Below are 26,795 nucleotides of genomic sequence, written 5' to 3'. Positions count from 1 at the left end.
TTATGCCGTGGCTTCTTGTAAACTATATGCAATAGAAGAGGAGGACTTGTCTTGAAGATACAATTAAGTATATTAGATCAATCTCCCATTACATCCGGCAGTGATGCCCATGAAGCTTTTCAGCAAACTACTTTCTTGGTGAAGAAAGCCGAAGAACTAGGCTATAGCCGCTTTTGGGTGTCTGAACATCACGATGCTCCAACTCTAGCAGGTTCATCCCCTGAAATTCTGATGGCGCATTTGGCTACAGTCACTTCGACTATCCGAATCGGGTCAGGCGGTGTCATGCTACCTCACTATTCCCCTTATAAGGTGGCGGAAAACTTCAAAGTGTTAGAAGCTTTGTTTCCTGGGAGAATTGATGCGGGTATAGGGCGAGCACCAGCGGGAATGCCTCGAGCTACTTATGCTCTCAATAACGGTGAATATCTGAATCGCGATCAATATCCTCAACAAATTGATGACTTGCACATGTATCTTCATGACGCATTACCTAAGGATCATCCATATGAAGGATTGAAAGCAACCCCACTGACAAATAATGCACCACCTGTATGGATGTTAGGTACGAGCAAAGAGTCAGCGAGTTTAGCGGCTCAAAAAGGTTTACCTTATATGTTTGCACAATTTATCAATAGTGAAGGGGGAAGGGCAGCAGCGAAGTTTTATCGAGAGCATTTTAAACCTTCTGCGTTTATGTCTTCACCTAAACAAGCAGTAGCAGTATTTTTGTTTTGTGCAGAGACGGAAGAAAAGGCAGACTGGATTGCGTCTTCATTGGATCTGTTAATGATTATGCAACAGCAAGGAATGAAAGTAGAAGGTACACCTTCACCAAAACAAGCAGCAGCATATCCATATAGTCAACTGGAACGGGAGTTGGTTCAATTAAACCGTGAGCGTATGATTGTAGGGACACCAGAATCAGCTCGTAGGCAGTTGGAACAAATAGCGCAAGATTTTGGAGCAGAAGAAATCATGCTCGTTTCTATTACATATAACTTTCATGATAAACTAAAGTCGTATGAACTGATTATGCAAGAAATTCTGAAAGGGGAGAAGACTGATGAATTTAATTGACACAAAAAATCAGCTGTCTGAAAAGAAAAAGCATGTGGAGAAAGTAGCGAATGTCGACAATGCAACTTTTATGAATATTCAATTGCGTACAGGAGAGGAAGTAGCTGAGCATGATGCGAATAAAGAAGTATTCATCATCGTGCGTAAAGGAAAGGTACGGTTCATAGTGGAAGGCGAGCCGGTGGATGTCACACCAGATAATGTCTTGCATATGGTACCGTTAGAAAGACATAGTTTACACGCAGTAGAAGACTCTGATGTTTTAGTTATTCTCATAAAGCCGTAAAGATTATACAACAAGAGATCGCAAGTACTCTTTGCGATCTCTTGTTGTATAATATGGTCTAATTTAAGGTTGAATGGTTTTACATAATTCACGCAAACTAGTAATGAATCCTTCATTCTGCTCAGCAGTTCGTTTTTTGGGACCTCGTAAACGACCTCCTGCCCGGCGGATTTTCTGAGCTTTATGACGTGCCGCGAGTAATTGATCAATATTGTCATTTGTATACCATCTACCGTTCTGGTCAAGTGGTAATCCTTGTTTGGCCAATGCCATAGCGGCCAATCCGTAGTCTTGAGTGACGACGATATCCCCTTTTTTTATACGGTTCACCAATACAAAATCGACTGCGTCGGCACCTTTGGAAACAGTAATTGTTTCTGCGCCTTCCCGGTGCATTTCATGTGCAGTGTCACATATTAACACACAAGGTAGGTCGTACTCTTTAGCAATCGCAATCGTTTCGTTGATTACTGGACAGCCATCCGCATCTACTAAAATCGTTGTCACGTAGTACCTCTCCTTCCTCTACACTTAATAGGTTTAGTATAACAAATAACGGGAAAGATAAGTAAAAATGTACGATTGAGGTGATGAAATGGCTGATTTATCAAAAGAACAACAAACGACTGCAGAGCAACGTGAGCAATATGGGCGCGAAATGGATGCGAAGAATGCTGCCATGGAGAACATTGAAATTCCACTTGAAAGCAGAGAGTTGGCAGAACACGAAATTCCACCGCCGTTAACAGAAGAAGAAGTACGAGCAAAAGTCGGTAATCAGAATTTCAAAAATGCGACTGATGATAGTGCCCCTACATCAATAGGGAGCTAATAAAGCTATGAGAAACACTAGGGACATCATGGATGTTCCTTTTTTGCGTTAAAAGCTACAAATGAAACCAACCTGTTAGGTATATCGTATACATACTATACAACTAGATAACGGAGTGATGAAAAATGAATGAAGGATATTTTGTAGGATGGGGCACGTTAGCTTTAATTAATGCAGTATTAGCGCAAGGGAAAAATAGAAGTGGATTGAACTGGTTTATACTTTCTTTGTTTTTAGGACCGCTGGCAACTCTCTTCTTAGCGCTATCAGGTAAAAAGTGATAAACTATTTAGGAAACCGAAATAGTGAAGGGAGCTATTATGACTATGAAAATTAATGTAGAAATTTTATTCGCAACTGATGCACAAATAACGAAGAACCTGTTGGTGAAACAATTTGTCGACAATCAAGCTGGAGGATTTTCCACGTTTGTACATGATGGAAAACAGCTAGTCGTTATAAAAAATAAAGAATGGAAAACAGCAGATGCAATTCGCTGTATTGCAGGTGAAATTTCTCGCAGTCTTGCGGCACAAAAAGTAGATTCTGCCTCGATTCAAGCAGATCAGCTAGGACATAAGTGGTCGTCTCAAGATGAAGCAGTCACAGCTTTCGTCGAAGGATGGCATCTTGGTGCCTACAACTTTGACCGCTATCAATCTAAAAAAGCGGACCCTGTCACTACGTTAGATGTTAAAGGTGCAGACAAAGAAGCAGTCAAATCAGGAGAAGTGCGTGCAGCAGCTATGGCATTTTCTCGTGACTTAATGAATGAACTTTCCAATGTGCTCAATCCAGAGACATACCCAGAAGTATTAAAAGATCATTTCAAAGGGACAAAAGTGAAAATCGATGTTCTTGGTAAAAAAGAAATTGAAGAACGCGAAATGAATGGTGTATTAACGGTATGCCGCGGTAGTAAATACGAGCCTTCATTCGTAGAACTGACTTTGCAGACGGATGCATCAAAGCCACTTGTTGCTCTTGTCGGAAAAGGCGTAACGTATGATTCGGGTGGTATTAGCTTGAAAGGCGGACGTGACGACAGTGATATGCGTATGGATATGGGCGGATCAGCTGCTGTGAGCGGTGCCTTATCACTTCTAGCTCATTCAGATGCAAAAGTGAATGTTGTCGTGCTGATTCCAATGGTTGAGAATACACCTGGACCTGATGCTGTTATGCCGGGAGAAGTGATTCAATACAAGAATGGTATTAGCGTACAGGTCGGTAATACCGATGCAGAAGGCCGTTTGATTTTAGCTGACGGATTGATTCGCGCAGGTGAATTAAACGCAGACTACACTGTGGATATCGCTACATTGACTGGCGCAGTTGTGGCAGCGCTTGGTACGGAAGTAGGCGGAGTGTTTGGTGACGAAGAGTTGTCTAATAAAATGAAAAAAATTGGCGATCAAAACGGTGACTTCGTTTGGCCACTTCCTTTAATTGATGAGTATGAAGAAACACTTGATAGCGCCTATGCAGATTGCAACAATATGAGTTCTCTAACTGTGGCAGGTTCGATCACAGCTGGTCTCTTCTTGCGTAAGTTCGCACCGAAGAACAACTGGTTGCATGTCGACATGGCCGGCGTTATGGATAAGCAGAAGTCAAAGGGGTATTATACGAAGTCAGCAACGGGCTACGGAGCACGTTTGCTTGCGGATTATACGGTGTCATTGACTAAATAAGTACTATTTAAAAGGATGTCCTAACTGGGCATCCTTTTTTTGTGTTGGTTGGGAGTATTGGAAGAGGAGCACTAAATAGTGTTTGCGTGGGGATGGAAGCTCCAGTTGATGCACATTTTCCATATCAAAAAATAAGAACAAAAAAGTGATCGAAGTCATAAAACCATAACTTCGATCGCTTCTTTTCAAAGACTCATAAAAACAAGGCAGGGGATGCGATTCCTGAGAGGATGATTAGCAAGGATACCGACGCAATAATGGCCGGCTTCATAAATGCAGGTTCTTCCTGCACGAGCTCCTTGATCGCATAAATTATAGAAATAACAAAAACGAACGGCCAGACGAACCATGTCCATAGATAGAGGACACTCAAAAGCTTCATAATACTAATAAACATAGACTTCACTCCTTCGATAGTAATAAGAGCTCACTGTAAAAAAGAATGACGTGATAAATAAATGCTCTGATACTTTTGTTTCCCCTATTTTACAAAATTCACACTCTTCCAATAAAAAATATAAGTAGGATATCCAAGTCAGTAGAAACTATTACATTTTCTTTACTGTTTTTGTATACGTAAACGAATCGTATTATGTCTCCTTATTTATTGAAATGTTATTACGTGGAGGCAATAAGAGTAATGTGTGAAAATAAATATTTGCTGCCATGAGACCAATACCGGCATATAAGACAATCAGCGACACGGAATTCAGTCCGGGCAGTAGAATCAGAGGGAATAATGCGCCAATTAGAAGACCAGCCACTGAATAGAAAACTAGCTTCTTTACATACTGCGACTTTTTATTTTTCATTAATTTATCAATCATGATAGATAGCGGAATTCCAATCAGTAAAAAGATAGGCCCTGCGTATAACATGACAAATACCATTGTTTCAGCGTACCCAAAATAATAGGTATTCGGTTCGCGCTGTGATTCAGGTACATAGGAAATGGCTGAATAAATAATTGCGAAAAAGATAGCGGCTATAATTGCTGATATAAAACGTTTCATAATCGTACCTCCAATCTGTCTTTATCATATTTCAGAAAATAGTTATACACAATGAAAAAGACGAGTGAGAGAAAAACTCACTCGTCTTTCATTATTTACATAGGACAACTTCACGCGAAAACGTACCTTTATGTGCAAGGCAACGATCCGCTATCTCAAATCCAGCAATTTCGAGCATTTCATCCATATTTTCAATCGTAATAATTAAACAGCGTTTGGCAAAGCGTCGAGCTTCTTTCAAAATTTCGAGTTGGCCACCTGCTGTAATATGCGTAAATAAATTATACGGCATATCGATAATAGCCACATCGTATTCTTCGTCAACTTCAGCAATTGGACCTATTGTGACATTGCCTTCTAAATTGAAGTAGTCGATGTTTTTCCTTGAGCCATAGACGACAAGCGGATTAATATCGCGACCTTCAATAGGGATTCCCATAGATAATGCTTCAACAAGGACAGTGCCGATTCCACAGCAAGGATCGATGACGCGTTTCCCTTCAGGGTGCGGTACTGCAATATTGACGGCAGCTCTAGCGAGACGTGTACCAAGCGCAGTGGAATACATGTGGGGCTTCTGCTGGTGAACATGCCAGTCAGAAGAACTGTAAAGCACATTTCCTGCGTACCAACGACCGTCTAATTGCATAATCCCGATGAATACTTCAGGATGGTCAAGTTCAGGCTCGCCTTTGATCTGCAATCCAATTGTACGCTCAATTTCACGACGCGTGTCATGACCAATTTTAGCTGTCGTTGATAGCGTCATATCATTCAAGCAGACGGTCTTAAATAATTGATCGGTCTCCAGCTTAGAAGCTTTGTCTGCCAGCATTTCTAAACTGTCTGCATCCAGTAAGATTTCGAGTCGCGTTTGTATGAACGGGCTTCGTGACGGATCAACGCCAATATCACTTATAATCACGTTGTCTTCTACGTCATAACCGAAAAACGCTCGCATTTCCATTCGACATAATTCCTTTTCATCGCGGTGCCGAATATACGTATATATAAATTGCGAAGCCATTAGTTATTTGCTCTCATTTTATGCAAATCGCCAAGTACTTCAAACAGAAGTTGTAGTGCATCTTGAATAGGCATCGTCTCATCAAACCCTTTGAGAGAATCAAGCGGAATATTTAATTCCCAGAAGCCTTCATTGTCGGAAAAAGAAATACTAAAGCCATGTAGATTATGCTGAAGTTTTTCCTCAATAAATGTACGAATAGTTTCGCCTTCTTTTTTCTTACCTTGCAAACCAAATAATGCCATATACGTTTTGAAAATGTCATCTACTTCAAGTGCCAGCGAATCCACTTTGATCTCATCGAAGTCAGGGGACTCGACAAAAAGAAATTCAGCTATATTCGATTTCAAATAAGAGATGGGTTCTTGTAAAAAACGCTCATCTGCAAAGCGTACGGTTTCCTCTGTTTCCTTTACACATACTTCTATTGTTTTGATTGTTACTGTACTCATTTTATTCACTCCTCGTTAGTAAGTATACCGGATTGTTTTTCGGGATACCACGGATTTAAGTGAATTAATACTTCATCCACGTCTTCATTTTTCGCCATGATCAAATTACGTAATCTACTCGAGATAATATGGCCTTCTTGTATCGTCAAATCACCATTAATACCGATTCGAATATCAACCAATACATAATGTCCATGTTCTCTTGCGCGCAAGCGATCAATTCGTTTTACTTCCGGAATGGAATGAATCAATTCTTCAAACGCGATTAAACGCTCATCACAGACGCTTTTTTCCATCAATATATCAATACTCTCTTTACCGATCTCCATAGCGATTTTAAAGACCAGAATAGAGACAATAATACCCGCGATGGGATCTCCATACGTGAGTAGCGGCCATTCGTAAGCATCTCCGATTAAGGCAAGTCCAATACCTACTACTGCAGCAAGTGAAGCATAAACATCAGCTAAGTGGTCATATGCCGTCGCAATTAGCCCTTTACTGTTTTCTGCTTTACCTATACGTATTGTATAAATATAGAGTATATACTTCCAAATTAATGACACGAACGCGGTGAGTAAGGCGATCCTACTTGCTGTTGCAGGATCTTCAAATAAGGCCATGATCGCTTCGAAAGCAATATAGATTGCAGCTAACCCTAAAATAATAGCGACTATGCTTGAACCAATGACTTCCGCTTTGCCGTGTCCATATGGATGATCTTCATCTGCAGGACGTTTTGAAATTTGCATGGAAGTCAGTGCGGCTGCAGAAGCTACCACATCACCTGCGTTGTGAAAGCCATCCGCAAGTAAAACCGGACTTCTAAAAACAAATCCGACGACCAGTTTTAATATAGTCAAAATCACATTACTCAATAAACTGATCCAGATAGCCATAATCGCAGAAGTGGAATGCTCACGTACTTGAATGGTCATAAATGTTTCCCTCCTCTAACAGTGTTTCCTCGAAGCAACAAAAAAACCTCGCTTAATTTGGGCGAGGTCATACATGATTTTAATTGTTGGATTGGGACAAAGTTTCTCATTGTCATCACTCATTCATTTGTAGTTCAATAATTATCCCATAGCTATACGGTTTATGCAAGAATGTACTACATTACTCAGAGTAGAAAAATGTCGTCTACTGTGTCAAAATAAAAGAATAGAAAAGATACAAGATCATGATGAACATAATTTCTATACAATGATACGTATAAAAATACGAATTGAGAGGTTTGATGAATAATGAAGCTTTGGGGCGGTCGTTTTAGTAGTAAAGCAGATGAAATCATGGAGAAATTTAATAGCTCTTTACCCGTTGATTATCGTTTATATAGAGAGGATATCGCAGGTAGTATCGCACACGTAACGATGCAAGTTCATTCAGATTTATTGTCACCTGAAGAAGGTGAATTGCTAGTGGATGGTTTGCAGTCGATTTTGGCGGATATCGAATCGGGTGAATTGCAAATCGAAGGCAATTATGAAGATATTCATTCGTTTATTGAAATGAATCTCACAGAGCGAGTAGGGGAGACGGGTAAGAAATTGCATACAGCCCGCAGCCGAAACGATCAAGTAGCAGTCGATATGAGACAGTATGCTAGAAATCAAACTTCTGTCGTGATGGATGCGCTGCAAGTCTTAATTGATTCACTTGAAGCGAAGGGAAGAGCAAACAACGTTATTATGCCGGGCTACACACATTTGCAACGCGCGCAGGTCGTCACTTTCGGACATCATCTAGGTGCTTATGCACAAATGTTCAAACGCGATAAAAAACGTGTGCAAAATGCGGCCGAGATTTTGAATGAAAATCCACTTGGCTGTGGTGCACTTGCCGGTACGACGCATGATATTGATCGCCAAGTGACGACCTCATTACTAGGGTTCGATAAGCCGGTAGATAACTTTCTAGACGGTGTCAGCGATCGTGACTATTTAATAGAATTGATGTCCGACTTCTCGTTAATCATGATGCACATGAGTAGATTGAGTGAAGAGCTTATTCTTTGGAGTAGCCAAGAGTTCCGCTTTATCACGATTTCAGATGCTTACTCAACAGGAAGTAGTATAATGCCTCAGAAGAAAAATCCAGATGCGGCAGAACTGATCCGTGGTAAAACAGGACGAGTATATGGTTCTTTATTCGCTTTACTGACGACGTTGAAGGGTTTGCCATTAACATATAATAAAGACATGCAGGAAGACAAAGAACAATTCTTTGATGCATTGGATACTGTTCTTGACTGCTTAGAAATTATGTCTAAAATGATCGACACTCTACAAGTAAATGCAGAGCATATGAAAGCTGCAATTAAAGGTGGATTCTTGAATGCGACAGAAGTGGCGGACTACTTAGTCGCAAAAGGTACGCCATTCCGCGACGCGCATGAAATCGTCGGTAAAATCATCATTTATTGTGAACAGGAAAATAAAGCGATCGAGGACCTGACAGTAGGCGAACTCAAAAACTTCAGCGACCACATGGAAGAAGACATCTATGAATACATCGATTATGAATCCATTATTACAAAAGGGAATAAGGGATTGATGAAAGAAATGTAATAAGCATATAAAAAGCCTGCGGAATGTCCGCAGGCTTTTTACTATTCAACGCGAGGCTTACCTTGAACGGAAGCGACAATAAAACCTATTGCACCAAACATAACTGCAGGCAACATCCATCCAACGCCTTGCTCATATAAAGGTAAGAATTCCAATATATATGTAACCGGTACCAGATCGATATTAAATGCTCGTAACACATCAAAGAATCCAATAAGACCTGCTGCTAGTAAACCATAATTATATACTTCATGATAGCCTTTGAATAACGGATGTAACAATCTAAAAGTAATTAAGACTATGGCTAGAGGATAAACTCCACCTAATACTGGAATCATTACTGCAAGCAATTGCGTGAGACCGACATTCGCAACTAACACAGAAAACGAACAAATAATAAAGACGAACGTTGTATAGGAAATCTTAGGCGCGACTTTAGAAAGATAGGTCGCACTAGCAGTCGTCAATCCAACCGAAGTCGTTAAGCAAGCTAATGTCACTGCAAGTCCAAGTAAGTATAAACCGTTATTCCCCATCAAGGCATATGCAAGTTTTGCTAAAATATCTCCGCCGTTCGTGGCGCCTTCTGCTACAGAGCGGCTCGTCATCCCTAAATAGGCCAATCCAGCATAGACAAAACTCAGTCCGATAACTGCTATGGATCCAGCTTTCATCGTAATAGAAGTTATCGCCTTTCTATCTGTAATCCCTTTCGCCTTCACGGCATTAATGACGATAATGGCAAAGACTAGCGCTGCCATTGCGTCCATTGTTCCATACCCTTCTATAAATCCTTTGTAAAAGTAATCTTCTGCATAAGATCCTTGCGGTGCGCCCGCTTTGCCTACTGGATTGATCATACCAATCACGACAATAAACATTACGATAGCTAGCAATATCGGAGTTAATATACTTCCGAAACGATCGACTATTTTATTCGGCTTAAGTGATAGCCAAATTGTTACTGCAAAAAATACAATGGAGAAGAGTGCCAATGCTAACCTAGAATACGAATCCGGTACAAATGAAGAAACGGCAATTTCGAACGAAACAGTCGCTGTACGCGGAACACCGAAGAACGGTCCGAGTGCTAAATATACAACCAATGGAAAAATCATGGCGAATACAGGTGATGCTCTTCCAGCTAAATCACTTAATTGATTGCCACTCATAGTGACTGCAATTATGCCAAGATAGGGAAGGCCGACTCCTGTTATTAAAAAACCAGCCAGTGTGATCCAAGTTTGTGTTCCTGCTAGTTGACCTAGCAGCGGTGGAAAAATCATATTTCCTGCACCGAAAAATAGAGCAAACATCGTCAGCCCCAATTTGAACGTATCAAATTTTGTAAATCTATTCATTTGGTATTCCTCCTGAAGTACTTAGAAAAGCGTATGTATTTAGATAATTAATTCTACAATAATAAAAGTGGCCATAAAAAAGGATTCTCCTAAGAGAATCCTTCATAAGATTACCCCATAATGTGGTAGCCAGCATCGACATAGATGACTTCGCCTGTCACACCGCTCGACAAATTACTTAGCATTGCTACTGTCATATCTGAAACTTCTTCAGGTTTGACGTTGCGTTTTAGTGGCGCGCGTTCCTCAATTTGACTAAGGATGGTATTAAAGGAAGGAACACCTTTTGCGGACAATGTGCGAACTGCTCCAGCAGAGATTGCATTGACACGAATATTTTGTTCACCTAGCTCAGATGCCAAGTAGCGTACAGAAGCTTCAAGAGCTGCTTTTGCAACACCCATTACGTTATAACCTTCAAGAACTCGTTCCGCTCCTAAATAACTCATCGTAATGATCGCTCCGCCTTCAGTCATATAATGGCGGGCTTCACGTGCTGCCGCAACTAATGAATAAGCACTGGAATCTTGTGCGAATGCATATCCTTCACGAGTCGTTTCCACAAATGGATTATGCAAGTCTTGTTGATGTGCAAATGCGATAGAGTGGACTACGCCATGAATAACACCAACTTGTTCGCCAATCGATTTGAAAGCTTGCTCGATGCTTTCATCACTATTCACATCACACTGCACGATTTGTGTAGCTGTAAATTCACTTTTAGCTAAAGCTTTTTCTAATTTATCACGAGAGCGATCTTTACGGTATGTGAAAATGACATTCGCACCAACTGAGAATAATGCTTTTGCTACTCCCCAACCAATACTTCGTTCATTTGCTACTCCCATAATGACAATATTTTTACCAGACAACTTTAATAAATCTACCATAATAGCCTCCCGAAAGTTTATTATTCATTTCATCATATTATACACTCCATAATAATAACATATAGTACAGGTGAAGTTGTAGCTTTTCTATATGGAAAAAAAGAGATGTGTAAATTGACTGTTAATAAATAAAAATACAGTTGACTTTATAATTATACATACGTATACTTATGTTTAATGAATAATGAGGTGATGGCGTTGAAGGTTGGAATCGTAGGAGCGTCTGGATATGGTGGCCTAGAATTGATTCGGTTACTGCAAAACCATCCGGAAATTGAACAAATTGATTTATTCACTTCCTCAGAAGTGGGGACTATCTTTTCTCAAAAATATCCGCATCTCGTGAAAATTCACGATCAGAAGATGAAAGCTATTGAACCGGAACATATTAGTAAACTTGACACTGTGTTTTTCAGTACACCAGCTGGCGTTACGACCACATTACTTCCTCCGCTAGTAGGGGCAGGCGCGAAATTAATTGATTTGTCAGGAGATTTTCGCTTGAAAGATCAAGCCACATTTGAGCAATGGTATCAAAAAGATGCACCTCCGCTTGATTATTTGCAGAAGAGTGTATATGGGCTTCCTGAATGGAATAAGAATGAAATTGCTGATGCAGAAGTGATTGCGAATCCGGGTTGTTACCCAACAGCGGTTCTTCTATCTTTACTGCCGTTGCTGAAAAATAAACTAATCGATGGAAGTCAATTAATTATCGATGCGAAAAGTGGAGTATCTGGTGCGGGCAATAAACCAAGTCAGGCAACACATTTCAGTGAAACAAATGAAAACTTCTCTATCTATAAGATTCATCAGCATCAACATATTCCGGAAATTGAACAGGCAATGAATATATTCGCTGATCAGCCGGAACCAATTATGTTTACTACGCATCTCGTACCTATGACAAGAGGGATCATGACTACAAGTTATGCAAAAGTGAATGGACAAGTAACTGAAGAACAACTCGTAAACTGTTTGCAAGAAACGTATAAAGATAGTCCGTTCGTTCGTGTTTTGACAGATGTACAAAGAATTAGCACGAAACAGGTATATGGCTCCAACTATTGCGATATACATGTCAAAGTAGATCCACGTACAAATCAGGCAACGATTATAGCAGTTATTGATAATGTCGTAAAAGGTGCTGCTGGACAAGCAATTCAAAACATGAATATCCAATATGGACTTGATGAAAAAACAGGAATCGATATCATTCCATTGTGGATTTGAACTATTAATTTGTACACAAGAATTGAGGGGGAGCACTACTATGGAAACTATCGAAAGCATGAAGCGCATCTCGCGTAAAAATATTATCTCACCAAAAGGATTTAAGGCAGTCGGGATTCACTGTGGGCTAAAACATAAGAAAAATGATTTGGCTCTATTGGTCAGCGAAGTGCCAGCGAGTGTTGCAGGTGTCTTTACAACGAATGTAATCCAGGCAGCTCCACTTCAAGTCACAAAGAAAGTCGTCTATGAAACACAAAAGATGCAGGCGATTGTTATTAATTCAGGTAATGCGAATGCATGTACAGGTAAGCAAGGCATGCTAGATGCTATGACTATGCAACAAAAAACTGCTGAGCATTTGGGGATTGAATCCAATCTCGTAGGAATTGCTTCAACAGGTGTAATCGGTGAACAAATGAATATGGTGCCTTTACTTTCAGGCATAGAAAAGCTTCAACCAATGGATACACTTGAAGGTTCCATTCAATTTTCGCAAGCGATTTTGACAACGGATACTGTAACAAAAAATACAGCATATGCGACAGTAATCGATGAGCGTGAAGTAGTAGTAGCAGGTGTAGCCAAAGGTTCAGGTATGATCGAACCAAATATGGCGACGATGCTAGGCTTCATCACAACCGATGCTACTATCGAATCTGAACATTTACAGACAGCATTAAAAGAAATAACTGATGTTACGTTTAACTCCATTACAGTAGACGGTGATACATCGACGAATGATATGGTACTTGTCATGGCGAATGGTCTTGCAGGCAATCGCACATTAACGCCAGATCATCCTGAGTGGCAGTCATTTGTTGATGCATTGCATGCTGTATCACGTGATTTGGCAAAAATGATCGCAAAAGACGGAGAAGGTGCTACAAAGCTGATTGAAGCGAAAGTAACAGGTGCAGTTTCCGATGAACAAGCCCGTCAAATTGCAAAATCCGTTGTAGGATCACCGCTTGTTAAGACGGCAGTATTTGGCTGTGACGCAAACTGGGGTAGAATTATTGCGGCAGTTGGATATAGTGGAGCCACAATAGATCCGGAAGACATCAAGATCTCTATTGGTGACACGGTAGTAGTAGAAGGTGGCGAACCAATTCCGTTTTCAGAAGAAAAGTTATTAATTTATCTAAAGCAGCATGAAGTTAAATTTGCAATAGAATTAAACCAGGGAACTGGTAAGGGAATGGCATGGGGGTGCGATTTAACATATGACTACGTCCAAATCAACGCAACATATCGTACGTAAACGACAAGTAATAAAACTAGGTGGCAGTATGTTAGATGAATTAAGCGATACCTTTTTCCAGTGTGTGAAAAAGTTACAACAAGACGGAATTCAAGTAATTATTGTTCATGGTGGGGGACCAAGTATCAATCAAGAGCTTGCAGATCGTGGAGTCACTTCGTCCGTGGTGAATGGATTTCGTGTGACATCCGCTGAAGCAATCGGTATTGTTCAATCGATTATGATTGGTCAAGTGAATCCTTCGCTCGTTCATCGTTTCAATCAAGAAGGAGTCAAGGCGGTTGGGCTAAGTGGATATGATGCAAACTTATTTACGTGTGATTTGCTTGATTTTGATACGTATGGCTACGTGGGGAAAATTAAATCTGTTGAAACAGAAATTTTGGATACATTATTGGATGCAGGTATTACTCCCGTCATCTCTTGTGTCGGTAAGACGGAATCAGGAGAACCATTGAACGTTAATGCAGATACAGTGGCGAGTCGAATCGCATTAGCTGTCGAAGCGGAAAGTTTATTACTGGTGACAGATACATCAGGTATCCGAATTCAAGATCAACCTCAAACAGAAGTGGAACCACAAGCTATCTATGGGTGGATTAAAACAGAAGATATTTACGGAGGAATGATTCCTAAAGTAATGGCAGCGATTGATTGCCTTGAGGCGGGAATTCCATCTGTAAAGATTGTGTGTCAAAAACTAAACGGCACGGTCATTACCAATGAGGGGGCAATCGCGTGACTTCTTTATTCAACAACTATGCAAGACGTGCGGTGCATCTAGTCAAAGGGCAAGGTACCGTAGTAACAGATGATAAGGGGAAGGAGTATTTGGACTTTACAAGCGGCATCGCAGTCGTTAGTCTAGGACACGCTCATCCTGCAATCGTCAAGGCATTGCAAGAACAGAGTGAGAAACTTTGGCATATTTCGAATCTATTCGAAAGTCCAGAGCAAGAAAAGCTCGCAGAATCGTTAACGAAAGACACGGATTTGTCGTATGCTTTATTTTGTAATAGCGGAGCCGAAGCGAATGAAGCGGCGATTAAACTTGCACGTAAACATACAGGCAAGCATCATATCTTAACTTTTAAACAATCATTCCACGGTCGGACATTCGGTGCAATGGCGGCAACGGGACAAGATAAAATCCAACAAGGCTTCGGCCCAATGCTTGAAAGCTTTGAAGCATTACCTTTTAATGATGTCGAAGCTCTGAAACAAGCAGCTAACGGTAGTGTAGCAGCCATCATGCTGGAAGTGATTCAAGCAGAAGGTGGCGTCAACTCTATTGAACCAGCATTCGCTGAAGCAGTTATGGCAGTATGTAAAGAATTTAATATTCTTCTACTCATTGACGAAGTTCAGACGGGGATTGGACGCACAGGAACTCGTTATGCTTACGAACAGACCGCTCTAAAGCCTGACATTGTTTCACTAGCTAAAGGTCTTGGTGGCGGTTTCCCAATCGGTGCGTTGTTAGCAGGAGAAAAGCTATTCGACACATTCGGCCCTGGCACACACGGTACTACATTCGGTGGTAATCCATTAGCCGTTGCGGTTGCACAGACAGTAATCGATCATGTATTTGATCCTGCATTCTTAAAGGACGTTCAAGAAAAGTCAGCTTATCTGAAGCAACAGCTTCAAGCAGAATTACCTGTAGGAAAGTATTCTATTCGAGGTAATGGCTTGTTAGTTGGAATTCATTCGGATCAGGAGATTGGTCCATTTATACAAGAGGCGGAGAAGCAAGGGTTGTTGCTTGTGCCTGCTGGAACAAACGTGATCCGTTTGTTGCCGCCATTGACGGTTTCAAAAGAAGAGATCGACGAAGCAGTAGCAATATTGAAGAATGTCTTGTCGTGATGAATATTTGAATTAAGGTAGTCAGCGAGCTGCTATTCAGTTAATTAGGGATGTCCCGGAAGTCAAAGTACTTCAAGGGGGATCCTTTTTTCGTGGGTTTAAATGCAAGAGCAAGAGCAAGAGCAAGAGCAAAGGAGCAGTGAGTGAGTTTGTGAGTGGTTCGGGATGGAAGGTCCAGTTGGCGGACGCTTTCCCATGGGCTCTCGGTGAGCCAACCAGTTCGCTGCGCTCTCTTTTGGTTGTCTCTCCTTTCGAGCTGATCCATCGGGAGCATTCCTGTTTGGTTAGTGGAACCCTATTGAAATAGAAAAGTCCCCTTGGTATGATTCGGGGTGTCAAGGCGTCGACGGCTTGACCCCTAATTATAACCCAGGAGGACTCACATGAATTCTAAAGAAAATACTAAAATTAATCAAGTCACAGAACAAACATTAGTGATAGGTATCGACATTGCTAAACATAATCATTACGCAACCTTTGTCGATGAACGTGGACGTGTTTTGAAAAAAGCATTTCTCGTTAAACAGACGCGTAAAGGGTTTGAACAGTTCTATCAAGAAATACTAGAGGGTATGAAAGAATTCGATAAATCGCATGTGATAGTGGGCGTAGAGCCTACAGGACATTACTGGTTGAATTTAGCATATTTCCTAGAGGACTACGGTATACCACTGGTCGTTATCAATCCGATGCATGTGAAGAAAGTTAAGGAATTAGATGATAATCTGCAAACCAAAAATGATAAGAAAGACGCTCTGACGATTGCACGGCTAATGAAAGATGGTCGTTTCTCATATCCAAAGCTTCTTCGGGATCAAGCAGCAAATATTCGTTCCTGTTTCACGCTTGAGCAAACTTTAATAGACGATCGTACCATTCTAAAAAACAGAATTCATCGATGGGTAGATAAATACTTCCCTGAGCTTTTCGAGGTATTCTCAGATTTTGGAGCCATGGTTTTAGGTGTGTTGGAGACAACCCCATTGCCTGCAGAGCTGGTCAATATGACAACAGCTGATTTAGCGGATCAATGCGCGAAAGCGAGTCAGATGAAGCAAAGACGACCCAAAATAGCAGCTAAAGTCATTGAGGTAGCTCAGACATCCATTGGCATCACCGTGGCTCCTTGGGGAGCTAAACGGGAGATACAATGTCTCATTCGCCAATACCGTCTACTCGAGGAAGAACTTGCGATGATTGAAGAGGAAATACAATCCTTAATTGTCCAAACGGCTGATTATGAATATCTCGCTTCATTTCCGGGAATTTCCCGTAGAACTATTTCCGGTCTCTTAGCGGAGATTGGAAGTTTTACTGACTTTGAAAGTCCACGCCAATTAATTAAATTAGCGGGACTTACGTTACATGAGAATTCCTCTGGTAAACATAAGGGAATGAAGAAGATATCAAAACGAGGACGAAGACGATTACGGGCTATTTTATTCAGAGCAATGCATCCAATCCTTAGAAACAACCCTGCCTTTATGAAGCTTCATCAGTATTATACGCAACGACCTCAAAATCCCCTTCGTAAGAAGGAGTCGATGGTCGTGTTATGTAGCAAATTACTAAAGGTTCTTCATGCCATGTGTACAAAAAAAGCGGAAATTTGATGGTGAGCAAATGCTTGCGGACCTTCACTGTTTACAATTAGTAGCATGAGGTTGGCATTCTGAAACTTCTATTCATGACACGGAGAAGCTGGCACCAGCGGCGTACATTAGGCCTCGAGCCTCATCGGGAGCATCTCGCCGGCCTCCAACTTATGATAGACCGAACGAAGGAATGTCAGCGCATGACGCTAAGAGATGTGGGAGGGTTCGTCATCATAAGGTACTTGGAGATCCATAGTGCATGCCATATTAAATTAACAGTTTCTGTAACTGGTAGCGCAGCGTTATCCTTTACTTACAGTATCTACAAAAGTATGTACTTTCAGGTAGACGATTCTCTTTACTAGTCATATAAATTCTTTTTGGGTCAATAGAATAATGCGACAAGCCTTGTCATCATCACCTTTTCAAGAGGGAGTCGCCGCCAACTTCCGCTTCCATCCTACATTGATAGTAGTGTTACTTAGATCACTCATTGTAAGTAGTGTGTGAATTATTGTTTTGTCTTAACTTATTTAAGTTCAGAATTCATTACAACACTTATTTTAATGAGTAACAATAAGTATCACCTACTTACACTGCAAGGGATTGGAGCGGCAGGCGGCTCGGGGAGGATCAGTGGGAAAGGTGAAACACCCAGCGAGCGAAGTGAAAGCGAAGCGTTAGGAGTACATCTTTGCACTTCGCCGCCAACTTCCGCTTCCATCCTAGGATGATAGTGTGAGTACTTAGATCACTCCCTGTAGTTTGTATATGACTTATTGTTTTATTTTATCTTATTTAAGTTCAAATACTAGGGCTCAAGTTATTGTTCAAGTTCAATACCAGTTACAATCCTAACTTTAATGCACAACACAAAGTATCAACTACTAACATTGCAAGGGATTGGAGCGAAGGAGGGGCGACTCCGGGAGGATCAGCGTGTGCCTTGAGACCCTGGACGTAGCGCAGCGAAGGAAGCGGCTCAAGCCACGCCCTCCGGAAAGCGTCCCCTCCGTAGCGCAAATCCCCAACCCCAAGACACTCTTTTGAATTATTTCTATACAAAGAATTATCGCTCAGGTATAGTTAAGGCAATACAATTTAAGAGAATGGAAGTGTCCTAGACTTGAAAAAAATTTGTGGAATAGTGCTGGCGATGATACTGGTCGTCTCTGCATTCCCAGTCGCTTCTTTTGCCGCCATATTCCAAGACGTACGTCCACAACACTCTGCAGCTGCTGAAATACAATACCTAGTTGAAAAAGGAATCATCATAGAAAAACCTAGCACTACATATCGTGTGAACGAACCAATCACACGGCTCGAAGCTTCAGGAATGATCCAGCGTGCATTAAACATACCCGTAGGCAATAGACCAGATGCCAAATTATCCGACGTTCAAACGTCGCATCCGCACTATGCACTTATTGCTGCAATGGTGGATGAAGGAATCTTTATGGGGAACGAGAAAAAAGAATTTCAACCCTATGGAAATTTGAAGCGTGGCCAAATGGCGGCGGTGTTCGTTCGCGCATTCGATCTGGCAGGTACGTCTACGTATCGATTCCGAGATGTGCCCGCAACATACTGGGGTTTATCAGACATACAAAAGTTATCTGTAAATGCCATTACGACAGGGTATCTAGATAACACGTTCAAACCGAATCAAACATTAACTCGTGGACACTTTGCGGTATTTCTTGCGCGAATTCTGGAGCCTAGTTTCAGAGAGCAGTCCGCTTGTTATAAACCGAACAATACCCCTGTGCAAACAGTAAATGTACCCGTTACAACACTCTGGAAAGAACCAGGAAAGACTCGGAAAGTAGATGCTTTCTCTACAGCCAAAACACCTGATATTACGAAATGGGTTGCAGCGATGAGTTTGCGCGAAAAGCAGTGGTTAGTAGGTAAACTGGAGACTCAAGCACTTTACGGTCAAACAGTAAAGGTCTTACAAACAAAAGGAGACTGGGTCCAAGTAGCAGTAATCGATCAAAGCTCACCTAAAAACGCAGAAGGTTACCCAGGTTGGATGTTGAAAAACCATTTGACAACGTTATATCCTAATTATGCGATATGCGATACAGCTATGGTGACGAAGAAATCAGCGGCACTGACAATGGATGAGAATGGAAAACAATTCTTCCGTTCAATTAGCTTTAATACCACATTGCCTATCGTTCATGTAATGGATCACAAGCTCGCTGTCCAAACGCCTGCGGACGGAATTAAATATATTGATAAAAATGCGGTGAAGATAGTTGGGGCGGATGGTATTATGCCACAACCGACGACACGGCAAATAATGGATACAGCCAAGCTTTTTGACGGATTAACGTATTTATGGGCAGGTACTTCAGGATTTGGCTTGGACTGTTCTGGATTCACGTATTCTGTCTATCGCCATCATGGTATCGATATACCACGCGATGCCTCTGTACAAGCACTAAATGGAAAGCTAGTGCAGAAGAAAGATCTTCAACCGGGTGACTTAATGTTCTTTGCTTACAATAAGGGGAAAGGAATCATCCATCACGTGGGAATGTACGCAGGAAACGGTCAAATGATTCATGCACCTAACCCAAAACGTACAGTAGAGATCATCCCGATGACAGTAGAGCCATATAAATCGGAGTATGTTTCAGCAAGAAGATATTTGAAATAGTAAAGCGCACAGACAATTTGACGTCTGTGCGCTTTACTATTTTACAGCTGACCTTCAAATAATAAATCATCGGCTTTTAAATCAATAATCTTCAAATGGTTTTCGTGTTTTATGAAAATGCTTTTATAAACCTTCTGTCCGCTTTCATTTTCAAATAAAGTAACACGCTTGTTTTGATTGTCCACTTCCACTTGAGCAGTTAACTCATCCATCGGAATATATTCTGCCAATATCTCAGCCTCTTCATGTCCCAATAAGTTAGAGTTAGCAGGCTCGTATGGAACATTTGGTTCTTCGGCTGGTATTTCTTTAGCAGGTGCTTCTTCTGTAGTAGTTTCAGTCTCAGCAGGTTCAGTTACTTCAGGTTCTGCCGGTTCTTCTTCAGGCTCGATCACATCCACCGAGATATCCTCATCTTCTACAGGTTTTGTTTCCCCATTGTTACCACATGCAGCTAAAAATATAGCGAGTGTAGGTAAAAGCCACCACTTCTTCAAATGCATTCACTCCTATTTAACTTTATTAAGTGTACACAGTGTAAAAGTATCCCCAGCTTAAATCAAATGAGATGATTGTAATGCCCATGATAAAGAGGAAATGCTCCTGTAAAAATAGAATGAGTAAAGTAGGATGTTTATGCGTTAGAATATAGCCTTTAATTATTAATTCAGGGGGAATCGTTATGAAGATTGTTGTGCCATTGGATGGATCAAATGCTGGATTTAAGGTCGTACACCACGCAATAGAATTGGCAAAATTATACGATGACGAAGTAGTTTTATTAAATATTCAACCAACACTACAAGAACTGGGCTTGGCAACCATTAAAAAAGGTGGGTATATGTTGCATGGACAAGACGTCATATATTCTGCAAAAGTACGTACAGGTATACCTGCTATGGAAATTATCGCGGAGTCAAATGATAAAGAAGTTCGTTATATTGCGATGGCAATAGGAAAAGGAAAAGCGGAAGCAATCGGCAGTGTCAGCAAACAAGTATTGCAGTTAGCCAAATGCCCTGTGCTTTTAATTCCTGAACATGCGGAGTGATGGGGTATCATTAAAATAGGGTGTGACCTTTATCATAACTTATGCTATATTCAGTATATAGTATAAAAGAACCTAAATAGGTGTTGTTAGTGGAAAAAATATTAAGCACATCTTCTGCAAGAAAAGCATTGACTAAAGTGGAACAAGTGACGAAACGTATACAGCCATTAATTGAAAATGAACAATCATTTACTTTAAATTATCAACGACTTCATCAACTATTGGACGAACAGTTACAAGATGACGAATACTTTGTGATTGTCGATGAAACCGGCCGCAGTTATATCCATACGAATCGATTACGGGAAGGTACAGTATTTTCTGATACGGTCGGCTTGCGTGCTGCTAATACAACTAAGCCGTTATTACAGGTATATGATCGGAAATCGGGTGAGCGACTTATTGATGCCTCGATGCCAATTATCCGAGTAGCGGGTAGACAATTTACACTTCGATTAGGACGCATCAATCATCAGAAGTATATTCTATATGGAGCGACAGCAGCTGTTCTGTTACAAGCTGTGGCTATGGCAGCACTTGCATATACGTTTGATTTAACTATTCAACAGGGTGCCGCATTTGTTATTACGTCTTTAATTCTTTCAGGCTTTTTCACTACTGCGCTTTATAAGATTGTCATGAAAGGTGTAAGATCTTGGAGAAAAGTCACGAGAAAAATTTCATCGGGGGATCTGACAGCTGAAGTAACGGAACGATCTAGATCAGAATTTAATCAAATTGGTTTTGAAATTAATAAGATTGTCATCGGTACAAAAAATATCGTTACAGAACTAGACCGTTCGTCTGAAATTGTGGACAGAATTAGTGAGGTGCAAGCATCTGAAGCGAATCGATTATCGGATGTTTTCACTTCCTATGGTGAAACAATGCAAAGTTTCCAAGGTGGGACAGAGCAACAATTATCTTCACTGCAATCTGCCAACGCAATGATCCAGACGATGATGGCAGGAATTCGAGAAATGGAAACACGTATACAGCAAACGCTATCCAAATCTGAAAACGCATCGACTGCTGCAACAGAAGGTAGCCAAGCTATTGAGGAAACGGAAGAAAAGATGCAACAAATCAATGATGCGGTTCATATGTCCTCGCAAAAGATCATGCAAGTGGCGGATGATATTAATCAAGTCATTCAAAAAGTGTCACTCATAACAAAAATCGCTGAACAAACGAATCTGTTAGCGCTAAATGCCTCTATCGAAGCAGCGCGTGCTGGAGAGGCGGGTAGCGGATTTTCAGTCGTAGCTAATGAAGTCCGTAAATTGGCAGAAGAAACGAATGCCTTCGCCAATGATGTAGTGCGAACACTCGAACAGACCAATAATGAGGTAAAAATTGCGGTGCAACATGTAGAATCGAATACAGACACTATAGAAGAAGGCGTACAAATCGTAAAAGTGGCAGGTCAATCCATCCACTTTATGAATGATGCCGTGATCGATACAAAATCCGCTGTTACTAGCAATAGCCGCCACGCGGAAGAATTAATTCGAGAGGGTGAACAAATAGAAAAAATTATTGAGCAAATCACTACAATCTCTGAACTATTCACAGAAGATGTGGTGCAAACTGTAGCGGGCATGGATGAACAAGTCGAGGGGATTCAGCAGTTAGCAAGTGATGCTAGCAAACTAACAGACGAGGCCGCTGCACTGAGCCGTATAGTTCATCGCTTCAAATTTTAAAAAGAAACATTTCAAACAGAAAGACACATTCCTAATACGTGGGATGTGTCTTTCTGTTTTCTACATTTAAATTAAACGCTAGGTTGCACATTATGTTTCTTATATTGACGTGACTCGTCTTTGCGCTTCTGCTGTAGGCGTAAGAATATATTGTTACCTAAAAGGGCTGCAATAATAAACGCTGTACCAACATAATCGAAAATCGTTAATTGATATCCTTGCATATATGAAATGACTAGCGTAGTAACTGGCACAAAATTAATGAACAATAAACCGTTCAATGGAGATAGAATTCGCACGCCAACGTTCCAACCTACTAATGCGATAATACCTGGAAATACAATCATAAACAGCATGTGTGGTGTCACTATTTGCAACGTTTCCACAGTCGGCACGGAAATATAACCCGTCAATGTTACGAAGAACACCACGATACAGGCAGTTAGTGTGCCGAGCAAACAGCTCAATGTAGAATAACGCAATGCAGACCATTCACTAAAATGATTCCCACCCATCGTATAAATCACCCAGCCGATTACCGCTAGGAAAATTAATAATGAAGGTACAATATCATCGGTTGCTGTCAAGAACGTGCGTAAATCACCTTTTGTAATTACAAGCATGACACCGACAAATGCAGTGAACACACATGTGAGTGTAAAACCATGTGGCTTATGACGACTGATGATCCAGACAATTACGATGGAAATCATGGGCATCATGGCTTCTGAAACGGAAGCCACCATAGTGCCTGGTTGTCCCATCAAGTCTTGCCCCCAGAAAATAAAGAGATTATAGACAACGAACGCCATCGTTCCAAAGAACCAAAGAGATAAGCCTCTTTTCTCAAACCGAAAAGCCTTTGTTCCTTCTTTGAATAATAGTATAACAACTAGTAGAACGGTTACGGATACATAACGAATTAATGTGAAGTAAAATGGATCAATGTTTTTGAACGCGCTATTAGCAACCGGGAACATTGCACCCCACGATGCACTCGCTATAAAGCAAAGAAGCGCTCCCCAGATAATTTTGTTTTTCAACAACGAAACCCCCTTGAAGTACTACTTCTAGTAAACACTATTTCAGACATCACGTAAAACGAATAATAATGATGACTACTATCAATTTTATTGATATCATAGAAATAAGAGAATATTACTAGGAGGACGACTATGGAATTCAAAGACTTGGAAATATTTCAGATGGTAGCGGAAAAAGGAACTATTACGGCAGCTGCAAAAGAATTAAGCTATGTGCAGTCCAATATTACGTCCCGAATACAAAAACTAGAATCGGAACTAAAGACGCCATTATTCAACCGCCATAACCGTGGAATGATCCTAACGCCTGAAGGAAAAAGACTTCTTGTATATAGTGAGAAAATTTTATCTCTAACGAATGAGATGAGAAAAGTTGTGCAGAACGACAAAGAGCCTTCCGGAAAGCTTGAGCTAGGTTCAGTAGAAACTGTCATCAAACTACCGATCATTCTATCGAGGTATAATAAAAGGTATAGCCAAGTCGATATTTCACTTTTATCAGGAGTGACGGAGCGATTACAAGCAAAAGTTTTAAATCATCAACTTGATGGAGCTTTCATTTCGGAAGGGACGACGCATCCAGACTTGGCTGTACATGATGTACTGGAAGAAGAACTAGTATTACTTTCAAGTAAACCATTCCAATCCATTGCAGATATTAAAGATGAACCAATTCTTTGTTTCAGTAAGGGATGCGGTTACCGGGCGCGGTTGGAATCTTGGCTTGACGATGAGCAATTTAAGCCAACGAAAATGATGGAGTTCGGAACATTGGAGACAATTCTTGGTAGTGTGGCAGCGGGGCTAGGAGTAACATTCGTTCCGAGATCGACAGTTTCGCACCTACTGGATCAAGGGGTAGTCTATTGTTATCATCTACCGCCAAAATATAGTCACATTAAAACGGTCTTTGTCCGTCGTGCAGATTCATATTTAACACCGACTATCACGAAGTTTATTAAAGTGATTGATGAGTTTAGGGAAGAAGCAGCAACGCAATTTCAAAAATCGACACAAATTTAACCTGCACAACGTGTTACGTATGGTACGATGTAGGGTAGTTATGATTATAGAATTAGGAGTGTCACTAGATGAATTATTCGAATCAGACAACACCACCTGCAAACTTTAAGAAACGTAATTATCGTCCGGCGATCATCGCGATCTCGATCATTCTCATCGGTGCAATCGGTGTCTTAGCTGGAATGCCAGGTGTAGAGAATTTCACTGCATTTGATATTACTATTTTACCTTTATTGAATGCTATATTTAACAGCTTCACATTTGTCTTTCTTGTCGGTGCGCTAGTCGCTATCATGAAGAAGAATGTCAAAGTGCATCAGCGCTTTATTTACGCCGCATTTGGCACAACTGCTTTATTTCTTGTGACATATGTCTCGTACCATTTCTTATCAGAATCCACGCCGTTTGGTGGTAGTGGCTTCATGGCAGGATTTTATTATTTCATCTTGATCACACATATTTTGCTTGCTGCTGCCATCGTGCCGCTCGCATTGACAAGTGTTGCAAGAGCATGGAATATGGAAATTCCACGCCATCGTAAAATCGCACGTTGGACAATGCCCATCTGGTTATATGTTAGTTTTACCGGAGTACTTGTGTATATTTTGATTTCACCTTATTATTAAGTGACCAGATAAATAGCGTAGAGCATCAGTCAAAAGAGAGTGATTGACTGATGCTCTTTTTCACAATAGGATAATCAGAATAGTCAAACTTAATGAATGGAAGTGCTACAATGAAAACATCTAAATTTATGTCGGATGAATCATTTGATGAGATTTTTAAGTCTGAGTCGGAACTAATTAATGAACAACTAAAAAAGGAAATATTGATTGCGATGGTTGGAGACGTCAATGCAGGGAAGTCTTCTACACTGAACCGCCTCATGCAAAAAGATGTAGCTGAAGTAGGAGCGCAACCGGGTGAAACCAAGGAAGTTAAGAAGTTTTATTACAGTGACAAAATATTATTTGTTGATACACCTGGTCTTGATGATATCTATCAGGAACATTCCAATGAGACATTGAAGTTTTATAATCAAGCAGACGTCATTCTTTTCTTTCTAAATGCAGCGGGTACCGTTTTGTCAGATACCGAACTAAAATCATTGAATAAGATTGCTACGCTGAATAAGAAAATTATTCTAGTACTCAATAAAATTGATGCAGCAGATGACGTTCCGAGTTTAGTGAACTATGTTTTGGAGCATACTGGGTTTGCCTATCCGGTTATACCCATATCATCAAAGACAGGAGAGCAGATGGAGTTCTTACAAAAAGAGATCCTCCAACACTTAAAAGATGCAAATAAAGATCTATTACTTGCTGCGAATATGGCAGACAAGTCATCTATTGCCAAGAGGTGGATTCTGGCTAGCGGTGCATCAGCAGCTGCAATCGGCGCAGCTCCCATTCCAGGTGCTGATTTTATCCCTTTGACAACATTGCAAGTGGGCCTTATGTTGAAGTTATCGACATTATATGGAAAGCCTATCACGAAAGATCACGCTAAGGAATTGATCATCGCAACGATTGTAGGAAATATCGGTAAAACCGCTTTCCGTCAAATCGTGAAAGTAATTCCGGGTGCGGGAATGGTCGTGGCCGCAAGTGTTGCAGGATCAATGACGATTGCGTTAGGTTATGCAGTGAAGTACATGTATGAAAATAATATGGAACTCACACCTGAAACATTGAAAAAAGTATATAAAACATTTTTGAAAAAACAAAAGTAAAAAGGGGACGGTTGTATGGAGTGGTTTAACTACGCAACGTTTGTGGTCGCTTTACTGGCTGGTTTGTATTCGATGGAGAGTATGAAACGCAATAAAGAATTGGAAGACCGAGTAGTGGAATTAGAGAAGAAAAATACAGCTGAGTTGGATAAACATCGTTTGTAGAGAAGGGGATTACTTGATTACTCAATGTCCGATTTGCCAAGGAAATAATAAGTGTTCGAATCTATCCGCGGAACCAGAGATTTGCTGGTGTACAAAGAAAGTATTTACAGATGAAGTATTTCGGAAAATCCCTGAAGAACAACTGTATAAACAGTGCATTTGCGAAAGGTGTTTACATCGCATTACTGAAATAGAAAAGGCAAGCAAGGGGTTGGGGGACCGCTAGCTTGCCTGTTTT

Annotated in this window: 28 protein-coding genes and 1 pseudogene; 19 read left to right on the top strand and 10 right to left on the bottom strand. The window is 40.8% G+C overall.

Translation table 11 applies throughout. The annotated features are described in order from the left end of the window. Positions 1-51 precede the first annotated feature (51 nt). Together SporoP32a_RS03935 and SporoP32a_RS03930 are read left to right on the top strand one after the other, a co-directional pair. Positions 52-1,080 (top strand): LLM class flavin-dependent oxidoreductase, encoded by a 1,029-nt coding sequence (locus tag SporoP32a_RS03935; protein ID WP_085426737.1) that lies wholly within the window; start codon positions 52-54, stop codon positions 1,078-1,080. Next, positions 1,067-1,366: a cupin domain-containing protein gene (locus SporoP32a_RS03930; protein ID WP_085426736.1), complete on the top strand. Its 300-nt coding sequence runs from the start codon at positions 1,067-1,069 to the stop codon at positions 1,364-1,366. Before SporoP32a_RS03935 ends, SporoP32a_RS03930 begins: the two co-directional genes overlap by 14 nt. Positions 1,367-1,429: 63 nt before the next feature. On the opposite strand, the gene SporoP32a_RS03925 is transcribed toward SporoP32a_RS03930, so the two are convergent. Continuing rightward, the gene (locus SporoP32a_RS03925) at positions 1,430-1,873 is read right to left on the bottom strand and encodes a YaiI/YqxD family protein (RefSeq protein WP_085426735.1); all 444 of its coding nucleotides are present in this window, start codon (positions 1,871-1,873) and stop codon (positions 1,430-1,432) included. 88 nt (positions 1,874-1,961) lie between these two features. Between SporoP32a_RS03925 and SporoP32a_RS03920 the strand changes: the two genes are divergently transcribed. The 3 genes from SporoP32a_RS03920 (at position 1,962) to SporoP32a_RS03915 (ending at position 3,892) form a co-directional block, all read left to right on the top strand. Then, a complete protein-coding gene (locus SporoP32a_RS03920; RefSeq protein WP_085426734.1) occupies positions 1,962-2,198 on the top strand; it encodes a hypothetical protein in 237 nt (78 codons plus the stop codon). A 125-nt stretch (positions 2,199-2,323) separates the two neighbouring features. Then, on the top strand, positions 2,324-2,479 hold the full coding sequence (locus SporoP32a_RS16980; protein WP_169535198.1) for a hypothetical protein: 156 nt from the start codon (positions 2,324-2,326) through the stop codon (positions 2,477-2,479). Between the two features lie 45 nt (positions 2,480-2,524). After that, a complete protein-coding gene (locus tag SporoP32a_RS03915; RefSeq protein WP_085428978.1) occupies positions 2,525-3,892 on the top strand; it encodes a leucyl aminopeptidase family protein in 1,368 nt (455 codons plus the stop codon). Positions 3,893-4,085: 193 nt separating this feature from the next. Here SporoP32a_RS03915 and SporoP32a_RS03910 read toward each other — a convergent pair whose 3' ends face one another. From SporoP32a_RS03910 to SporoP32a_RS03890, 5 genes are all read right to left on the bottom strand, one after another. Beyond that, the gene (locus tag SporoP32a_RS03910) at positions 4,086-4,289 is read right to left on the bottom strand and encodes a hypothetical protein (protein ID WP_085426733.1); all 204 of its coding nucleotides are present in this window, start codon (positions 4,287-4,289) and stop codon (positions 4,086-4,088) included. Positions 4,290-4,482: 193 nt separating this feature from the next. After that, positions 4,483-4,905, bottom strand: coding sequence for a hypothetical protein (locus SporoP32a_RS03905; protein ID WP_085426732.1), 423 nt, complete (start codon positions 4,903-4,905; stop codon positions 4,483-4,485). A gap of 91 nt (positions 4,906-4,996) precedes the next feature. Continuing rightward, positions 4,997-5,932 carry a TRM11 family SAM-dependent methyltransferase gene (locus SporoP32a_RS03900; protein WP_085426731.1) on the bottom strand — a complete coding sequence of 312 codons (936 nt, stop codon included), beginning with the start codon at positions 5,930-5,932 and terminating at the stop codon, positions 4,997-4,999. Further along, a complete protein-coding gene (locus tag SporoP32a_RS03895) occupies positions 5,932-6,384 on the bottom strand; it encodes a hypothetical protein (RefSeq protein WP_085426730.1) in 453 nt (150 codons plus the stop codon). The genes SporoP32a_RS03900 and SporoP32a_RS03895 overlap by 1 nt, the downstream gene beginning before the upstream one ends. Positions 6,385-6,389: 5 nt before the next feature. Continuing rightward, the gene (locus SporoP32a_RS03890; RefSeq protein ID WP_085426729.1) at positions 6,390-7,322 is read right to left on the bottom strand and encodes a cation diffusion facilitator family transporter; all 933 of its coding nucleotides are present in this window, start codon (positions 7,320-7,322) and stop codon (positions 6,390-6,392) included. A gap of 309 nt (positions 7,323-7,631) precedes the next feature. Between SporoP32a_RS03890 and argH the strand changes: the two genes are divergently transcribed. Then, entirely contained in the window at positions 7,632-8,954 is a 1,323-nt protein-coding gene (argH, locus tag SporoP32a_RS03885) for an argininosuccinate lyase (protein WP_085426728.1), read from the top strand. A gap of 41 nt (positions 8,955-8,995) precedes the next feature. Here argH and brnQ read toward each other — a convergent pair whose 3' ends face one another. Together brnQ and SporoP32a_RS03875 are read right to left on the bottom strand one after the other, a co-directional pair. Beyond that, on the bottom strand, positions 8,996-10,315 hold the full coding sequence (gene brnQ / locus SporoP32a_RS03880; protein WP_085426727.1) for a branched-chain amino acid transport system II carrier protein: 1,320 nt from the start codon (positions 10,313-10,315) through the stop codon (positions 8,996-8,998). A gap of 110 nt (positions 10,316-10,425) precedes the next feature. Next, entirely contained in the window at positions 10,426-11,205 is a 780-nt protein-coding gene (locus SporoP32a_RS03875; RefSeq protein WP_085426726.1) for an enoyl-ACP reductase FabI, read from the bottom strand. A 177-nt stretch (positions 11,206-11,382) separates the two neighbouring features. Here SporoP32a_RS03875 and argC point away from each other — a divergent pair, with 177 nt between their 5' ends. The 6 genes and pseudogenes from argC to SporoP32a_RS03840 all read left to right on the top strand — a co-directional run bounded on the left by argC (position 11,383) and on the right by SporoP32a_RS03840 (position 19,834). After that, entirely contained in the window at positions 11,383-12,438 is a 1,056-nt protein-coding gene (gene argC, locus SporoP32a_RS03870; RefSeq protein WP_085426725.1) for an N-acetyl-gamma-glutamyl-phosphate reductase, read from the top strand. 40 nt (positions 12,439-12,478) lie between these two features. Then, the gene (gene argJ, locus SporoP32a_RS03865) at positions 12,479-13,702 is read left to right on the top strand and encodes a bifunctional glutamate N-acetyltransferase/amino-acid acetyltransferase ArgJ (RefSeq protein WP_085426724.1); all 1,224 of its coding nucleotides are present in this window, start codon (positions 12,479-12,481) and stop codon (positions 13,700-13,702) included. After that, the gene (gene argB, locus SporoP32a_RS03860; protein WP_085426723.1) at positions 13,665-14,444 is read left to right on the top strand and encodes an acetylglutamate kinase; all 780 of its coding nucleotides are present in this window, start codon (positions 13,665-13,667) and stop codon (positions 14,442-14,444) included. Before argJ ends, argB begins: the two co-directional genes overlap by 38 nt. Further along, positions 14,441-15,571, top strand: coding sequence for an acetylornithine transaminase (locus SporoP32a_RS03855; RefSeq protein WP_085426722.1), 1,131 nt, complete (start codon positions 14,441-14,443; stop codon positions 15,569-15,571). The genes argB and SporoP32a_RS03855 overlap by 4 nt, the downstream gene beginning before the upstream one ends. A gap of 383 nt (positions 15,572-15,954) precedes the next feature. Then, positions 15,955-17,233, top strand: a pseudogene (locus tag SporoP32a_RS03845) (IS110 family transposase). A 1,059-nt stretch (positions 17,234-18,292) separates the two neighbouring features. Beyond that, on the top strand, positions 18,293-19,834 hold the full coding sequence (locus tag SporoP32a_RS03840; protein ID WP_085426720.1) for an S-layer homology domain-containing protein: 1,542 nt from the start codon (positions 18,293-18,295) through the stop codon (positions 19,832-19,834). A 41-nt stretch (positions 19,835-19,875) separates the two neighbouring features. On the opposite strand, the gene SporoP32a_RS03835 is transcribed toward SporoP32a_RS03840, so the two are convergent. Continuing rightward, entirely contained in the window at positions 19,876-20,331 is a 456-nt protein-coding gene (locus SporoP32a_RS03835) for a hypothetical protein (RefSeq protein ID WP_085426719.1), read from the bottom strand. Positions 20,332-20,516: 185 nt separating this feature from the next. Between SporoP32a_RS03835 and SporoP32a_RS03830 the strand changes: the two genes are divergently transcribed. Together SporoP32a_RS03830 and SporoP32a_RS03825 are read left to right on the top strand one after the other, a co-directional pair. After that, positions 20,517-20,885 (top strand): universal stress protein, encoded by a 369-nt coding sequence (locus SporoP32a_RS03830; protein ID WP_085426718.1) that lies wholly within the window; start codon positions 20,517-20,519, stop codon positions 20,883-20,885. An 89-nt stretch (positions 20,886-20,974) separates the two neighbouring features. Further along, on the top strand, positions 20,975-22,591 hold the full coding sequence (locus tag SporoP32a_RS03825) for a methyl-accepting chemotaxis protein (protein WP_085426717.1): 1,617 nt from the start codon (positions 20,975-20,977) through the stop codon (positions 22,589-22,591). A 71-nt stretch (positions 22,592-22,662) separates the two neighbouring features. Here SporoP32a_RS03825 and SporoP32a_RS03820 read toward each other — a convergent pair whose 3' ends face one another. Then, entirely contained in the window at positions 22,663-23,637 is a 975-nt protein-coding gene (locus tag SporoP32a_RS03820; protein WP_198166218.1) for a DMT family transporter, read from the bottom strand. A gap of 129 nt (positions 23,638-23,766) precedes the next feature. Here SporoP32a_RS03820 and SporoP32a_RS03815 point away from each other — a divergent pair, with 129 nt between their 5' ends. From SporoP32a_RS03815 to SporoP32a_RS03800, 5 genes are all read left to right on the top strand, one after another. Continuing rightward, the gene (locus tag SporoP32a_RS03815) at positions 23,767-24,657 is read left to right on the top strand and encodes a LysR family transcriptional regulator (RefSeq protein WP_085426715.1); all 891 of its coding nucleotides are present in this window, start codon (positions 23,767-23,769) and stop codon (positions 24,655-24,657) included. A 68-nt stretch (positions 24,658-24,725) separates the two neighbouring features. After that, on the top strand, positions 24,726-25,283 hold the full coding sequence (locus tag SporoP32a_RS03810) for a DUF420 domain-containing protein (RefSeq protein ID WP_085426714.1): 558 nt from the start codon (positions 24,726-24,728) through the stop codon (positions 25,281-25,283). A gap of 110 nt (positions 25,284-25,393) precedes the next feature. Next, positions 25,394-26,392: an Era-like GTP-binding protein gene (locus tag SporoP32a_RS03805; protein ID WP_232319580.1), complete on the top strand. Its 999-nt coding sequence runs from the start codon at positions 25,394-25,396 to the stop codon at positions 26,390-26,392. 15 nt (positions 26,393-26,407) lie between these two features. Continuing rightward, the gene (locus SporoP32a_RS16675) at positions 26,408-26,557 is read left to right on the top strand and encodes a hypothetical protein (RefSeq protein WP_157129920.1); all 150 of its coding nucleotides are present in this window, start codon (positions 26,408-26,410) and stop codon (positions 26,555-26,557) included. 13 nt (positions 26,558-26,570) lie between these two features. Next, positions 26,571-26,783, top strand: coding sequence for a cysteine-rich CWC family protein (locus SporoP32a_RS03800; RefSeq protein WP_085426712.1), 213 nt, complete (start codon positions 26,571-26,573; stop codon positions 26,781-26,783). Positions 26,784-26,795 lie beyond the last annotated feature (12 nt).

The sequence above is a fragment of the Sporosarcina ureae genome (assembly GCF_002109325.1).
Lineage (GTDB): Bacteria > Bacillota > Bacilli > Bacillales_A > Planococcaceae > Sporosarcina > Sporosarcina ureae_C.
The sequence above is the reverse complement of the archived record's forward strand: the minus strand, read 5'-3'. Positions and strand labels throughout refer to the sequence as shown.

Excerpts from the sequence above, each read along its gene's own strand:
- SporoP32a_RS03930 (WP_085426736.1), top strand. The coding sequence starts at position 1,067 with ATGAATTTAATTGACACAAAAAATCAGCTGTCTGAAAAGAAAAAGCAT.
- SporoP32a_RS03920 (WP_085426734.1), top strand. The coding sequence starts at position 1,962 with ATGGCTGATTTATCAAAAGAACAACAAACGACTGCAGAGCAACGTGAG.
- SporoP32a_RS16980 (WP_169535198.1), top strand. The coding sequence starts at position 2,324 with ATGAATGAAGGATATTTTGTAGGATGGGGCACGTTAGCTTTAATTAAT.
- SporoP32a_RS03915 (WP_085428978.1), top strand. The coding sequence starts at position 2,525 with ATGAAAATTAATGTAGAAATTTTATTCGCAACTGATGCACAAATAACG.
- SporoP32a_RS03910 (WP_085426733.1), bottom strand. The coding sequence starts at position 4,289 with ATGTTTATTAGTATTATGAAGCTTTTGAGTGTCCTCTATCTATGGACA.
- SporoP32a_RS03905 (WP_085426732.1), bottom strand. The coding sequence starts at position 4,905 with ATGAAACGTTTTATATCAGCAATTATAGCCGCTATCTTTTTCGCAATT.
- SporoP32a_RS03900 (WP_085426731.1), bottom strand. The coding sequence starts at position 5,932 with ATGGCTTCGCAATTTATATATACGTATATTCGGCACCGCGATGAAAAG.
- SporoP32a_RS03895 (WP_085426730.1), bottom strand. The coding sequence starts at position 6,384 with ATGAGTACAGTAACAATCAAAACAATAGAAGTATGTGTAAAGGAAACA.
- SporoP32a_RS03890 (WP_085426729.1), bottom strand. The coding sequence starts at position 7,322 with ATGACCATTCAAGTACGTGAGCATTCCACTTCTGCGATTATGGCTATC.
- argH (WP_085426728.1), top strand. The coding sequence starts at position 7,632 with ATGAAGCTTTGGGGCGGTCGTTTTAGTAGTAAAGCAGATGAAATCATG.
- brnQ (WP_085426727.1), bottom strand. The coding sequence starts at position 10,315 with ATGAATAGATTTACAAAATTTGATACGTTCAAATTGGGGCTGACGATG.
- SporoP32a_RS03875 (WP_085426726.1), bottom strand. The coding sequence starts at position 11,205 with ATGGTAGATTTATTAAAGTTGTCTGGTAAAAATATTGTCATTATGGGA.
- argC (WP_085426725.1), top strand. The coding sequence starts at position 11,383 with ATGAATAATGAGGTGATGGCGTTGAAGGTTGGAATCGTAGGAGCGTCT.
- argJ (WP_085426724.1), top strand. The coding sequence starts at position 12,479 with ATGGAAACTATCGAAAGCATGAAGCGCATCTCGCGTAAAAATATTATC.
- argB (WP_085426723.1), top strand. The coding sequence starts at position 13,665 with ATGACTACGTCCAAATCAACGCAACATATCGTACGTAAACGACAAGTA.
- SporoP32a_RS03830 (WP_085426718.1), top strand. The coding sequence starts at position 20,517 with ATGAAGATTGTTGTGCCATTGGATGGATCAAATGCTGGATTTAAGGTC.
- SporoP32a_RS03815 (WP_085426715.1), top strand. The coding sequence starts at position 23,767 with ATGGAATTCAAAGACTTGGAAATATTTCAGATGGTAGCGGAAAAAGGA.
- SporoP32a_RS03810 (WP_085426714.1), top strand. The coding sequence starts at position 24,726 with ATGAATTATTCGAATCAGACAACACCACCTGCAAACTTTAAGAAACGT.
- SporoP32a_RS03805 (WP_232319580.1), top strand. The coding sequence starts at position 25,394 with ATGAAAACATCTAAATTTATGTCGGATGAATCATTTGATGAGATTTTT.
- SporoP32a_RS16675 (WP_157129920.1), top strand. The coding sequence starts at position 26,408 with ATGGAGTGGTTTAACTACGCAACGTTTGTGGTCGCTTTACTGGCTGGT.